General features: G+C 59.7%; 12 protein-coding genes. 10 read left to right on the forward strand and 2 right to left on the reverse strand.

Going from position 1 to position 12,960, the window contains the following annotated elements; genetic code table 11:
- The first annotated feature begins 113 nt into the window (after nucleotides 1-113).
- The 10 genes from QOL67_RS01770 to QOL67_RS01815 all read left to right on the forward strand — a co-directional run bounded on the left by QOL67_RS01770 (nucleotide 114) and on the right by QOL67_RS01815 (nucleotide 10,500).
- Nucleotides 114-1,340 carry an aminotransferase class I/II-fold pyridoxal phosphate-dependent enzyme gene (locus QOL67_RS01770; protein ID WP_283424219.1) on the forward strand — a complete coding sequence of 409 codons (1,227 nt, stop codon included), beginning with the start codon at nucleotides 114-116 and terminating at the stop codon, nucleotides 1,338-1,340.
- Between the two features lie 4 nt (nucleotides 1,341-1,344).
- Complete coding sequence (locus tag QOL67_RS01775; protein WP_283424220.1) at nucleotides 1,345-2,001, forward strand: DUF4833 domain-containing protein; 657 nt, start codon at nucleotides 1,345-1,347, stop codon at nucleotides 1,999-2,001.
- Nucleotides 1,998-3,110 carry an inositol-3-phosphate synthase gene (locus QOL67_RS01780; RefSeq protein WP_283424221.1) on the forward strand — a complete coding sequence of 371 codons (1,113 nt, stop codon included), beginning with the start codon at nucleotides 1,998-2,000 and terminating at the stop codon, nucleotides 3,108-3,110. Before QOL67_RS01775 ends, QOL67_RS01780 begins: the two co-directional genes overlap by 4 nt.
- Nucleotides 3,110-3,907, forward strand: a complete 798-nt coding sequence (locus QOL67_RS01785; protein ID WP_283424222.1) for an SDR family oxidoreductase — start codon at nucleotides 3,110-3,112, stop codon at nucleotides 3,905-3,907. Before QOL67_RS01780 ends, QOL67_RS01785 begins: the two co-directional genes overlap by 1 nt.
- On the forward strand, nucleotides 3,904-4,791 hold the full coding sequence (locus tag QOL67_RS01790; protein ID WP_283424223.1) for a phosphatidate cytidylyltransferase: 888 nt from the start codon (nucleotides 3,904-3,906) through the stop codon (nucleotides 4,789-4,791). Before QOL67_RS01785 ends, QOL67_RS01790 begins: the two co-directional genes overlap by 4 nt.
- A 40-nt stretch (nucleotides 4,792-4,831) precedes the next feature.
- A complete protein-coding gene (locus QOL67_RS01795) occupies nucleotides 4,832-5,980 on the forward strand; it encodes an LptF/LptG family permease (RefSeq protein WP_283424224.1) in 1,149 nt (382 codons plus the stop codon).
- Entirely contained in the window at nucleotides 5,977-7,128 is a 1,152-nt protein-coding gene (locus tag QOL67_RS01800) for an LptF/LptG family permease (RefSeq protein WP_283424225.1), read from the forward strand. The genes QOL67_RS01795 and QOL67_RS01800 overlap by 4 nt, the downstream gene beginning before the upstream one ends.
- Complete coding sequence (locus tag QOL67_RS01805) at nucleotides 7,125-8,243, forward strand: glycosyltransferase family 4 protein (protein ID WP_283424226.1); 1,119 nt, start codon at nucleotides 7,125-7,127, stop codon at nucleotides 8,241-8,243. Before QOL67_RS01800 ends, QOL67_RS01805 begins: the two co-directional genes overlap by 4 nt.
- Nucleotides 8,244-8,350: 107 nt before the next feature.
- The gene (locus tag QOL67_RS01810; RefSeq protein WP_283424227.1) at nucleotides 8,351-9,877 is read left to right on the forward strand and encodes a xylulokinase; all 1,527 of its coding nucleotides are present in this window, start codon (nucleotides 8,351-8,353) and stop codon (nucleotides 9,875-9,877) included.
- A gap of 11 nt (nucleotides 9,878-9,888) precedes the next feature.
- Entirely contained in the window at nucleotides 9,889-10,500 is a 612-nt protein-coding gene (locus QOL67_RS01815) for a CDP-alcohol phosphatidyltransferase family protein (protein ID WP_283424228.1), read from the forward strand.
- Here QOL67_RS01815 and QOL67_RS01820 read toward each other — a convergent pair.
- Both QOL67_RS01820 and QOL67_RS01825 read right to left on the reverse strand, forming a co-directional pair.
- Nucleotides 10,476-11,258, reverse strand: coding sequence for a hypothetical protein (locus QOL67_RS01820; RefSeq protein WP_283424229.1), 783 nt, complete (start codon nucleotides 11,256-11,258; stop codon nucleotides 10,476-10,478). The genes QOL67_RS01815 and QOL67_RS01820 overlap by 25 nt on opposite strands.
- Nucleotides 11,259-11,262: 4 nt before the next feature.
- On the reverse strand, nucleotides 11,263-12,960 hold the full coding sequence (locus QOL67_RS01825) for a cyclic peptide export ABC transporter (protein ID WP_283424230.1): 1,698 nt from the start codon (nucleotides 12,958-12,960) through the stop codon (nucleotides 11,263-11,265).

Below are 12,960 nucleotides of genomic sequence, written 5' to 3' on the forward strand. Positions count from 1 at the left end.
TGCGACTAAACAGTCATATTAAACTAAGCGCATATACGTTCGGCGTGTTCTTTGGATCCATTTTTGAACCAGACCCTTTGGCAATTGGCGCAGCTTTGGCTGCAGAGATTTTAATGACAACACCAAACTCCAGCTTCCTCGCTTTTGCCGAACGTCGCTTTCGTTTGAGCGGCCGCGCACTAATCGAAAACGGGCACCCGTACTTTGTGCCCACCGACACCTTGGAAGCCCGCTCAGATCAGTGGCCGGATGGCTACCTGTCCATGTCGCACTACGATTACTTGGGCCTGATGCATCACCCGAATACCGTGGCCGCAGCCAAGGACGCACTTGACGCCCAGGGCACCGGAGTGGGCGCTTCTCGTCTTGTGGGCGGCGAACGTCTTGCACACCGCGCCCTTGAAGAGGACATGGCGGATTTCCTGGGCGTGGGCGGCGTGCTGTCCATCATTTCCGGCTACCTGACCAATGTCTCGGTGATTGGCCTGCTGCTTGGGCCGCGCGATTTGGTGCTGGTGGATGAACTCTCGCACAATTCAATCATGGTGGGCGCGCGCGGCGTGAAAGCCCGTATGGAAACCTACGCCCACAACGATCTTGACGATCTCGAACGCCTGCTACACGCGCACCGCGCCGATTATGGCCGTGTTTTGATCTGCACTGACGGCCTGTTCTCCATGGATGGCGACATCACCGATCTGCCCCGTCTTCTGGATCTAAAAGACGCCTATGACGCCTGGCTTCTGCTGGACGAAGCGCACTCTTACGGCGTACTGGGTGAAACCGGACGTGGATTGTGCGAGCATTTTGGCGAAGACCCGACACGGGTGGACGTCGCCATTGGCACCCTTTCCAAAAGTTTTGCATCCTCCGGTGGCTTCATCGCCGCCAACGCCGATGTGATCGAATGGATGCGCTTTTGCTTGCCGGGCTTTGTATATTCAGTCGGACTGCCACCCGCCACAACCGCCAGCGCCCATGCCGCTCTGCGCCTACTGCGGGACGAACCGGAGCGCGTGGCCAAACTGCGCGCCAACTCACAACGTTTCATGCAGAAGGCTGCTGACGCTGGGCTGAACACCGGTACGGCCATTGGCGAGGCGGTGGTGCCCATTCTATTTGAAACGCCGGATGACTGTGTATTTGTGGCCGAGGCGTTGATGCAACAAGGCATTTATGCACCGCCCGTGGTGCATGTTGGCATCCCCAAAGACATGCCGCGCATCCGCTTTTTCATTTCAGCGGCCCATTCAGAAGCCGACATTGATCGGGTGATAACCGCCGTTACGGCGGCGCTGACCACAGCCACAGCCACCCGACAACGGCTCAGTGCGGAATAGCGGCATGACTGGGAACGCCATCAGGACCATGCCGCGCAGTTGCCGGGCGCTCAGTGCAGTCTGGACCTTTTCCATTCTGGCCTTCGTGTGCTTGTGCCTGACCACTGCCGCCACAACCGCAAAGCCATCACTGGCACCCCAATCCCTCACCAAAACATCGCACCTGCCTCATGTGAACCCGCAGTTCCGCCATCCGACCGATGTGCATCAGCTGTTTTTTTTGCAGCGCACCATCAATGCCAACACCGTGGTTTACACCGCACATTTTGACGCAGCGGGCAATCTGGATGCCAACACACCTGTGGCGGTCTATTGGCGCCGCTTTCAGGAAAAGGGACAGGTCATGCCGCTGCGGTGGTATGAACGTGCCTTTGGTTTTGGTGTCAGGTTGCGCAAGTCCGACACACCAAACACCTTACGCCTGACGTTTAACGGTTTGAAGTCGCAAGAGTTGGAGCTGCGCCAAACCGGGCCCTTTTCCGCTGCGCTCTTTGCCCAGATCAACAATCGGAACTACCGCTTGATCTACGCTTATCTGGACGTGGATGAATCCGGTCTTTTTCCCAAAGTCACGCGCCTAAGACTCTATACAAATGACCCGCTAACCGGTCTTTATGTGACTCATACTATTGCCGTTTCCGGCGGAGCTTATACCGAATGACCCACGCCCCTGTATCGTCCCCCATCCGCACCGTCATTGTTGGTGTTGGCAATTGTGCAAGTTCACTGATCCAAGGCGTGTCCTACTGCCGCGCCTTCGGGGACGAGGCCGTTGGGGTCAGTTTTCCAGTGCTGGCAGGCTACACGCCCGGCGACGTGGAACTGGTCGCCGGATTTGACGTCGACAGCCGCAAAGTTGGCAAGACGTTGGGCGAAGCCGCCTTTGCCGCCCCCAATTGTACGGAACAATTTCACACCGACCTCGACGACCAAAACGGACCGGTCTTGCGCGGCCCGGATTTGGACGGGGTTGCGGCACATATGTTGGCCAATCCCGCCGACCGCAGCTTCCGCCTATCTGACGCTGATGCCCTGACAAAAGACGAGATCGTCGCCAAACTCAAAGAGCTGGATGCCGAGGTGATGATGGTCTTCCTGCCGGTTGGCTCTCAACAGGCTGTTGAATTCTATGTCGAATGTGCGCTTGAAGCGGGCGTGGCCGTTGTCAACGGCATCCCGGTTTTCATTGCCTCCCATCCAGTCTGGGCGGAGAAATTCCGCGCGGCGGGCGTCCCGATTCTTGGCGATGATTTCAAAGCGCAGATGGGCGCTACCATCCTGCACCGCACCCTTGCCAATCTGGCCGAAATGCGTGGCGTGGAAGTTGACCGCACCTATCAGCTCAATGTCGGCGGCAATACCGATTTTCTCAACATGAGCGAAAACGCCCGCCTCACAAACAAGCGCGAAAGTAAAACCGAAGCGGTGCAAGCGGCCATGGAGCAGCGCCTGGATGACACAGACATCCGCATCGGCCCATCCGACTACGTACCGTGGCTGAAAGACCGAAAAGTGGCCTATGTACGTCTTGAAGGCCGCCTGTTTGGCGGCGCCCGCACCAACATCGAAGTACGCCTTGATGTAGAGGACAGCCCCAACGCCGCCGCCGAAGCTCTGGTGGCCATCCGTCTGGCCCGTATTGCCTGTGACCGCGGCCTGGCCGGCCCGATTTCCGAGGCCTGCGCTTTCCTATTCAAGCACCCGCCAGAACAGATCGAAGACACCGACGCCCACGACGTTGTCCTGCGTTTTGTCAACGAAGGCCCCTGATGCCCACGGCCTTCATAACTGGCGGCTCCAGTGGGATCGGTTTTGCGGCGGCGTGGGAGTTGGCCATCAAGGGGCATAGCCTTGCGTTGTTTGCAAGGGATGCCGCCAAACTTCTGGACACGCGCAATGCACTTCTGGAAGCCGCTCCTGACATTGAAGTCGAGGTTTTTGCCGTGGATGTCGCCAATCGGGACAGCTTTGTCGAGACGCTCAAGATGGCAATCCGCAAATTGGGGCCACCAGACATGGCCATCGCCAGTGCGGGCATTGCAGAACCAGGCCTGTTCAGAGAGCAGCCTTTTGAGCAGCACAAGCGCCACATGGAGGTGAACTACTTCGGAACGCTCACCTTTATCGAAACCCTGCGCGGCCCGATGGCGGCGGCAGGTGGCGGGCGTTTTGGCCTGATCGCCTCAGGTGCAGCCTTCTTTGGCATTTACGGCTATGGGGCCTATGCGCCCTCCAAATTTGCCCTGCGTGGGTTGGCAGAAATCCTGCATTTGGAGCTGGAAAACACCAATATTTCGGTAACCTTGATCTATCCACCGGACACGGACACACCACAGCTTGAAGCCGAAAAGCGCACCAAGCCCGCAGCAACGCAAGAAATCACCGAAGGTGGTGGCTTGTGGCAACCGGTCGACGTGGCAGGCCACCTGATCAAAGGTATGGAAGACGGAAAACCAGTGGTCACGCCAGGGCCACAGATGCTTCTGCTCAATGGTCTCAGCAGCCTGATTTCCCCAATCCTGCGCTGGCACCAACGGCGCATCATCCGCAAACACGAGGCCAAATGACTGACCTGACTCTGGCTCAAGTGGCCGCTGCCATTGCCGCGATCTACGCCTTTGGCTTTGGCATCATTGGAGTGCTTGCTATGATGCCTGCACGCCGCAAAGACGCCGTTGAGTTTTGCAAAATCCTAGGCACAGCCACCGCGCTGATCGCCGTGATGACGGCGCTGTTCCTATTTGGCGAAAAAGCCCTGCTCATTGCCCTGCCCATCATCACGGCCCGCGTCAGCTTTGAAGTGTCGCAAGTCCGCACAGGCGAGCGCAGCACAAGCTTTGCCTTTGGTCTGTCCTCGGGCATGTTGGCACTGATGTCGATGCTGGTCTCTATCGCCCCCGTGGCCATTTTGGGTCTCTGGCTGCTCTGCTTTGCCCGCCTGATCATGATCCCCAAGCGGCCTGACAGCCGCAACATGCAGGTGCTCGACATGCTGGTTTACCCAGTGCTTCCCGCCTGTCTGCTTGCCTCCGGCACCATAGAACCGGGCCTCGCAGCCCTCTTGCTCGCCGCCTATCTGATGGTCGAAATTTTTGACAGCTTTGCGCTATTCTTCGGCGCCATGTGGGGCCGCACCAAAGCTTTCCCCACCCTCAGCCCCAACAAAACCTTCGAAGGCTTGCTTGGTGGCGCTGCTTCCCTTGCAGCCTTGTCCCTCATAACCGCCGCCTTCCTCAGCCTGCCGCTCCTGCTCACCGCTTTCACCGCGCTGCTTGTCGGCACCTTGGCCGTGGTTGGCGACCTCGCCGCCTCCCGCCATAAGCGCATCGCAGGTGTGAAAGACTACCCGCAAGTCCTGCCCCGCCAGGGCGGTCTTCTGGACAGTCTCGACAGCTGGATTGCCGCTGGCGCAGGCCTCACCGCGCTGCACATCTTCGCACAACTGTGGTGAGAGGCTTGCCAGCCCCCACTTTGACAGTGACACTCAGATCATGAGCTACCAACGCCCCTCAAAACGCCGTTTCGCGCTGCCTCTCCCAAGGTTGCCGATTGTGCGCGTCTTGGGCAAACCGTTGATTCTGCGGCTTTTGCTGCTGCTTCTGGTGATCGAAGCGATTTTTCTTGCCGAAAGCTTCACCACACTCATGGAACACGCGCTGCGCTACGGCGGAACCGCCCGCGACGTGTTACATCTGCTCAGTTTCAAAACCCCAGAGATCCTCGACCTGGCCCTTGCCATCAGCCTGCTGATCGCCACCTACTTTGCCACCCAAGACGCCCGCAACCGCGGCGAGCTGGTGATCCTCGCCACCGCTGGCATCCATTGGGCCCGCGTGATTGCCTTTGTGCTGGCACTTGGCATCTTCGGCGGCGCGCTCAGTTTTCTAAATGCCGGTCTCATCCTGCCGATGGCCAAGTTTGGCGAACGCCTTGCACTTGCCGATTTGCAAAAAAACCACGTCTTGTCCCGTATTCAAAACGGCAGCCCTCAAACCACCGTGCAAACCATCCGCGACACCACTTTCATTGCCAGCCCCCCAAGAGCCGCCACACAAACCCGCGGTCAGCTGTTTGTGTTTCAACCCAATGTGACCGGCAATTGGCGGCTGGCTTTGTCCCAGGATTGGCAGGTCACCGACCCAGCCCCGGCGGACACCCACACCATCACACTTCAATCGCTCTCCGTGCTCGAAGCGCCCTACCCCAACGATCAGATCAAACCTCTCAACCGTTTCACCACCACACAGGCCAGCTTTGCCTTTCAAATGTCAGACGCCCTGCCCGCACCCAGCCATATCCGCACGACCGCTGAACAACTTCTTGATCTGAACACCAATGAACCCGCCCAGCTGACGCGCCTCTTTACCCGTGCGCTGATGGTGCCCATGGCGGGTCTTCTTGCGCTGGCGGCCTTGGTGGTTGGCGGCGCGGGTCCATGGCGCCACGCCGCCCTTCCGCTCGCCGCGCTTCTGATGATGTCCTGTGATGTAGCCAGCCGCGCCTTGCTGGCGCAATGGTCCATCTTGATTCCGACACCAGCCATCCTCCTTTTGGCAACCCTCCTGTACCTCGGCCCACCGTTTGCCTACCTGCTCTGGCGCGGCGAGGCGCTGATGACCCCGCAACGAGGCCGCACATGAGTTGGCGGCGCCACACCGGCCTCGCCGTACGCGCCATGGTGCGAGGCGATCTGGCTGCCATTGGGTTTATGATGTTTGTCTTGTTGGTGGTCGCGCTGACCATTGATTTGGCCAACTGGCTCGATACCGTGCGCGCCCGCGCCGAGGCAACTGGCAACAGTCTTTGGCAAGTGCTCTTCCCATACATTGGCTACCGCACTACCGACATTACCACCCGCCTTCTGACCATGGCTTGTGTCGCGGGGGGCTTTGTCGTGACCCTACTGCGCCACCAACGGTTGGACGACGTGGTGTTGTCCGCAGCCGGGGCCAGCCCCAGCCTGCGACTGACCGCCTTGATGATCTCCGGCCTGCTGCTGGGCACTGTGCAAATGGTTGGTGAAAACTGGCTGCGCCCCGCAGCTGTGCAGGCGCAGGTCGCGGCCAATCTCGGCGACTACGGCAACCGCTACTTTAAGACCGATGTGGGCACCCAGTGGATGTTCTCCGACACCCGCGCACTTCGCGCGACTGTCACCCGTGGACCAGAGGCCGCCCTCAGCGACGTGATGCTGTTTGAAGCCGCCAATTGGCCGGACATCACCCACATTCTACATGCACAAACCGCCTCCCCAAGTTTTCGCTCAGGTATCTGGACACTAACAAATGTGACAACTTGGAACGTGGCCGCCAACACGCCTCCAACCTTTGAACCACAAGTCGACATGCCGCTCGCCGTCACGCTGGACAAACTACGCTGGTTTGGCGTCGACGGCTACTACCTCCCCAACGATGCCGCCCGCGCCATTGTCGCCGCTGAGGCCACGCCCGCAGCCCCCACCGCAGAGGACGCCGCCACTGCACTGGCCGTGCGCAAGGTTGCGCTCTTCCTGCCCGGTATCTTTGCCTTTCTTGGCGTGAGCCTCGCCAGCCTCGGCACACAAGACCGCCGCCTGTCCCCCTTCAAACTGCTGGCACTCGCCACCGTGGGCTACCTCTCTGTAGTGTCGGTGAAAGTCTTCTGGGCGCTTGGCATCCACGGTGTGCTCCCGCCCATGCTCGCAGCCTCCCTGCCGGCACTCTTTGCCCTCTGCCTATGCGCACTCCTGCAACTGCATCAGGCCGGATACCTGCCAGCCCCCCGCCGCGCCGCAAGGAGCCGCCCATGAAAATTGTGCAGCTGACGCCTTACGCCATGGACCGCCCCGGCGGCGTACAAACCAACATCCGCGATCTTGCCACCTGGTGCCGCACACAAGGTCATGAGGTGCGCATCGTCGCCCCTCCGGGTGATCCCAATCACACCGAGACCGACCTCATGACAGTGGGCAGTGCCCGTCCTTGGTCGATCCACGGCACCAGCTTTGAGGTCAGCCGCGCCACTCGAGCAGAACTCAAAGCCGCCGTGGCGGAGCTACGCCAGTGGGGCGCCGAGGTCGTGCACATGCACACGCCCTGGACACCACTTTTGCCATGGCAAGTCTGGCGGGCGCTCAGTTTGCCCAGCATCGCCACCTTCCATGCCACCCTGCCAGAAAACACAGGCTTTGACCCGATGTCCGCCGCCCTGCGCCGCGTGGGTCATTACTTCAATCGCCGCATCAGTCGGGTTATTGTGCCTTCCAAAGCACCATATCGCCAATGGGAGACCTCCGGGGCCAATCCGCTACCCTCCATCCTGCCGCCCACCATCGACCTCTCGGAATGGCGTACAGCAGGAGAGGCTGCTGGTCCGTCAGGCCCCTTCCGCGTGGTCTATATGGGCCGCTTGGAAGCCCGCAAGGGCGTGTCCGTTTTGCTCGATGCATGGCGCGCAGTCGTCGCCACTGTCCCCGACGCCGAATTGATCATTGGCGGGCATGGCGAGGAGGAAACCGCCCTACGCGCCCAAGCCGAGGACTTGACCCGCGTGACCTTCCGACCGCCTCCCAATAACGCAGACGCCCGCACCTTGATCGCCTCCGCTGACATCTTCGCGGCACCGGCTTTGCATGGCGAAAGCTTTGGCCTTGTGTTGATTGAAGCCTTGGCCGCCGGCACACTTCCGGTCGCCGCTGCCAACGAAGGTTTTGCCACCGTAATGACCGGCACGGGCGAAGACCTGCTGGTGCCCCCGGGAGACGCTGGCGCGCTGGCGCAAAAACTCATCAAGCTGGCACAGTCTCCTGACAAGCGCGCTCAATTGACCAACTGGGCCTCCGCCCATGCCATGAACTTTGATGTGTCCACCGTTGGTCCCAAATATGTGGAATTATACGCACAAGCACTGGCCGGCCCAACCTAAGGCCTTCCGCCCCTTGCCAAACTTGCCGACCCCATGTCACACCGGTGACAGGGTTTTTGCCTGCGAAAGGCACTATTTTTATGACGACAGTATTTGAGGTGAGGTGAGTGACACAGGGCGATTTGGTCATATCAGCCGACTTTGGCACCTCCGGCGTGAAAGTTGGCGTTGTCGACAGCAACCTCACGGTTTTGGCGCGTGTCACCGAAAGCTACCCACTGGTTCTGAAAACCGGCGGCATCGCCGAGCAATCCCCGGAGGACTGGTGGGGTGCTTTGGCCCACGCGCTGGCCTCATTGCGTCAGGAGTTGCCAGACCTATCCAAACGCACCGCAGCGCTGGTATTTTCCTCACAGCTCTGCGGTGTGATCTGCGCAGACGCCAATGGCACCCCCTTGCGCCCCTGTCTGACATGGCTCGACAAACGTGCCGCGCCTTTGGGCAAGAAGCTCACTGGCGGCTTCCCCGAGGTGCATGGCTACAACCTGCCGCGCCTGCTGAAATGGCTGCGTCTGGCCAATGGGGCACCGGCCAAAAACGGCATGGACCCAACGGCCAAGATGCTCTGGGTCATGCAACAGGAACCAGAGATCTACGCCAAAACCCGATGGATGGTGGATGTGAAAGACTGGTTGGTGCACCGCGCCACCGGCGAGATGACCACTAGCCCCGAAAGCGCCAACCTGAGCTGGGTTATGGACAGCCGCACCGGCCGTGAAGGCTGGTCTGACAGCCTCTGTGCCCTGACTGGCATTGACCGCAGCAAACTTGCACCCATTGTGCAGGCTGACAGCATCGTCGGCCCCCTCACGGCCCAAGCCGCCGCGGAGCTGGGCTTGGACGCTTCTGTTAAAGTCCTCGGCGGCACCTCTGATGTGATGGCCTCGGCCCTTGGCTCCGGCGAAGTCGCCGATGGTGCATTACACATTTCCGTGGCCACCTCCGCTTGGATCGCAGGTTTCTTCCCCAACCGCCGCCTGTCGGTGGCACATTCCTACGCCACCATCACCTCTGGCCTGAACTATCGGCCCCTGCTGATCGCCAGCCAGGAAAATGCCGGATCGGCCCTTGATTGGGTCTGCCAGCTGACCGGCAACGGCGCCAAAGACACCCGTTTTGCCGACATCGGCACACCACAAGACGACGACCCGTTCTTCTTGCCTTGGCTCGCTGGGGAACGTGTGCCGGTGGACAACTCCAACCTGCGTGGCACCTTCCATGGCCTCAGCCTGCATCACGACAAAAACGCTCTGCGCCGCGCCGCTATCGATGGGGTTGCGCTCAACCTCCGCTGGGCCATGTCCAAAGTGGTACGCGAAAAAGGCGCCCAAACCACGGGCCCGGTTTCCATCGTTGGCGGTGTGGCCTCCGATCCGGTCTTTGCCCAAACCCTCGCTGACGCGCTCAACCGCGACATCCGCGTCTGCTCCGCCCGCCACGCCGGCATGCTTGGCACCGCCACGCTTGCTGCGCCACTCATGGGCTGGGCCAACAACGTCTGTGACGCCGCCGCCACGCTCAAGAGCCGCACCTCAGCAACCTACGCTCCAAATTCAAGTCGCGTTGCACAATTGGCCGTCCGCGCCGACCACCTCGCCAAAATCCGCCGCTTCGCGATCCGCAGCTACACCTGAAGGACACCGCCATGATTGATGGCCTGATGAAATCCACCATCGACCCGCTGTGGGAGGCCATGGCCACCCCTCTGGTCAAAGCCCGCCTGACACCCAATCAGGTCACCTTCATCGGTCTTGTGATGATCATCCTCGTGTCGCTGGCCTACTTCTGGCACCAATCCCCCGCGCTCTACGGCGCCACGCTGATCGTGGCCTTTGTGTTTGACGCGCTGGACGGCGCCGTGGCTCGCCGCCGCAATATGTCGACCAAAGCCGGTGGCTATTTTGACGCCATGGTCGACCGCTACCAGGAGCTCGCCGTGCTCGCCACGCTAGCGCATATGCACGACGCTTGGCCGCTGGCGTTGGCTTGTTTTTCCGGCTCGGTGATCACGTCTTACGCCAAAGCCCGCACCGCAATCGAAATGCCCGTGTCCAACACCGACTGGCCTGACTTTTTTGAACGTATGGAACGCGTGATCTACATTTGTGCCATGCTGCTGATCGCAGGCATCCTCGGTGACACCGCCATCACCTGGGGCCTTGCCGGTTTTGCCACTCTCGCCCATGTCACCGCCCTGCAACGCGCCCGCCGTGCCACGCAGATGTTAAAAGCTCAGGACACCTCAACCGAGGAATAACCCACACGGCTCAGCGTCCACACACGCCACATATCCGGCGTGTAGGTCATCATGTAAAACAAGAACGAACTCAGCAAAAATAGCTCGGTGCTGACATAGGCTGCATAAACCTCATAGCGCAGTGCCTCCGGTGCATAGCCCTTGCCCAAGAACAGGCACAAATACGTCACGCCAAGAATGATTGGCACCCAGACAAACCGACGGCGCCAGCGTGCAAAACGCGGCGACCAAACACGGCCCGCAACCTGCCCCTCGGGACCCAAATTGGCATAAGCCCGCGACAGGATTTCGCCAGTGACCACCACAAAAGCCTGCGAGAAGAAAAACACATAGCTGCCCGCCATATGCTGATCGCGAAAATCCGGAAACCGGTACTGGCTGAGGATCACCAACCCAACAGAGGCCATGGCCTGCAACACCACCAGTACCCAGGACACAGTGGTGATCTTCAACGTTGCCTTCCCGCTGGCCCGCGCTTCCCGCCATGTTGACAGGATCAAGCAGGCCACCCCCACAAACAACAGCGGCGCACACAGCAGGTGCCAATTGGCAAACGGCTCGCCAATGCGCGGATCCGCAATCGACTCACTGATCGTGGATGGACGCTCGGCCGCCTTCTCCGGGTAAAATCCCGCAAATTTCCAGCGCGCCGAATACATTTGCACATTCACCACCACGGTCACAAAACTTGTGGCGATCAGCGCCACCAACATCGCCAGCCCCGTGGCCCGACTGGGCGTTTCTTGTGGTAAATTCATAAACTCAAACCTCTTTACGGTGCGGCATACGCTCATCCGACACGATGCGCCCCGCCTCCATTTTGATCAAGCGATCACATTTCCCAAATTGATGATCATCATGTGTCACCGCCAAGACAAGCCGTCCCGATGCCGACAATTCCGGCATCAACACATCATAAAAAAACGCCCGATTTGCCGGGTCCTGATCCGCGGCAAACTCATCCAGCACAATAATCGACCGCTGCTCTGCCAAAGCCACCGCCAGCGCCAAGCGGCGGCTTTGCCCGGCTGACAAGGACGTGTTGGAAAACCTGTCGTCCAACAGCTGCACCCGCTGCGCCAGCCCCAGTTGCGCGATCCGCGCCTCCAACTCAGCGAGTTCCGCCTTGGTCATCCCATAGGCGTGATCAAACAGGTGGTACTGCGCAAACACCGCCGAAAACAGCTCACGATAGCTGGCAGTTGTGGCATCATCAAGCGCAGCACCATCAAGTGTGATCTGCCCCGCCGCCGGATGCCGCATCCCTGTGATCAGCGACAACAGTGTGGTTTTGCCAGAGCCGTTGCCACCACAAATGAACACCGTCTCACCGGGATGAAAGGTCAGGTCAATTGGACCCAGATGGAACGGAACCACGCCGTCCCGCGCCTCCCCGACATTGGCCTCAACACCCCGCAGCGCGACCTCTTCAAAGCGCTCCAGCAACTTCGGCTCCGCCGCCAACGCCAAACTCTGCGCTGTGTGCAACTCCGCTTCAACACCTTTGATTTTGTAAAAACTGTTCTCCGCGCGGCTCAATATTGGCAACGTGTTGAACACCAATTCCGTCGGCCCGTTTACCAGTAAGATAATGGTCAGCACCTGAAACATCACAATTGCATCGCCGCCCTGTATCTGCGGCAACACAATCACAACAAAACACATCAACAGGGCCACCGCGAGTTGCCCGCCACCGGTACTGGCCGCAAACAACCTCTCAGAGCGCATTTTGTGGGCCACCTGCGCCGCGATCACCGCTTTGGTTTCTGCCTCCAGCGCATCGCGCCGGCTGGCCCGCAGCCGCAGCTCTTTCCAACCGCCGAGCATATCACTGACACGATCACAATAGGCGGCAAAACTGTCCGACGCCTTCAAGGCCCAGACCCGCGCAGGCCCATCCATCAGGGCAAAGCCAATCCCACCCAAAGCAATGGCCGCGACCGCAGCGACACCGGCAATCCAGCTGACAAAAAACAGGTAGGGAATGGCAAACAGCAGTACGATCGCGGCGCCAATCGCCTCCACCAAGTGGATCACCGCCTGCGCCAGCTGGTTCACCTCCGCTGTCATTGCGCCATAGACCTTGCCGTGCCGCCCAGAAATCAGAAAATCAATGTTGGCCCGTAGCAGAAGTTCGGACAGTCGATGACGCATCTGCGCCTCGATCCGCGTGATCAGCGTAAAGGCCCGCACCTTTTGCAAATAGGCTGAGATCACCATGCCAGCGGCGCAGATCAACAAAAGCCAAACCGACCATCCAAGTCCGTCAGCATGGCTGCGCGCGGTTTCGTTGATGGCAAAGATCATACCCGCGCGGCTCACGCCGGAAATCAGAGTTAGGAAAACAATTGGGTCCCGTAGGCCCATGCCTGCGGCGAGCAGAAACCGCGCCACCTCCGTCCGCTGCCGCAGCGCTGGGGCAATTCCCGACTTCTCCGATATGTCCATGTCTGAATTCAT

Origin of the sequence: Shimia sagamensis (genome assembly GCF_900182745.1) — a bacterium.
GTDB lineage: Bacteria > Pseudomonadota > Alphaproteobacteria > Rhodobacterales > Rhodobacteraceae > Shimia > Shimia sagamensis.

Bases quoted from the DNA above. Each gene is read 5' to 3' on its own strand.
- QOL67_RS01770 (WP_283424219.1), top strand. From the start codon at position 114: ATGACAACACCAAACTCCAGCTTCCTCGCTTTTGCCGAACGTCGCTTT.
- QOL67_RS01775 (WP_283424220.1), top strand. From the start codon at position 1,345: ATGACTGGGAACGCCATCAGGACCATGCCGCGCAGTTGCCGGGCGCTC.
- QOL67_RS01780 (WP_283424221.1), top strand. From the start codon at position 1,998: ATGACCCACGCCCCTGTATCGTCCCCCATCCGCACCGTCATTGTTGGT.
- QOL67_RS01785 (WP_283424222.1), top strand. From the start codon at position 3,110: ATGCCCACGGCCTTCATAACTGGCGGCTCCAGTGGGATCGGTTTTGCG.
- QOL67_RS01790 (WP_283424223.1), top strand. From the start codon at position 3,904: ATGACTGACCTGACTCTGGCTCAAGTGGCCGCTGCCATTGCCGCGATC.
- QOL67_RS01795 (WP_283424224.1), top strand. From the start codon at position 4,832: ATGAGCTACCAACGCCCCTCAAAACGCCGTTTCGCGCTGCCTCTCCCA.
- QOL67_RS01800 (WP_283424225.1), top strand. From the start codon at position 5,977: ATGAGTTGGCGGCGCCACACCGGCCTCGCCGTACGCGCCATGGTGCGA.
- QOL67_RS01805 (WP_283424226.1), top strand. From the start codon at position 7,125: ATGAAAATTGTGCAGCTGACGCCTTACGCCATGGACCGCCCCGGCGGC.
- QOL67_RS01815 (WP_283424228.1), top strand. From the start codon at position 9,889: ATGATTGATGGCCTGATGAAATCCACCATCGACCCGCTGTGGGAGGCC.
- QOL67_RS01820 (WP_283424229.1), bottom strand. From the start codon at position 11,258: ATGAATTTACCACAAGAAACGCCCAGTCGGGCCACGGGGCTGGCGATG.
- QOL67_RS01825 (WP_283424230.1), bottom strand. From the start codon at position 12,960: ATGAATTCAGACATGGACATATCGGAGAAGTCGGGAATTGCCCCAGCG.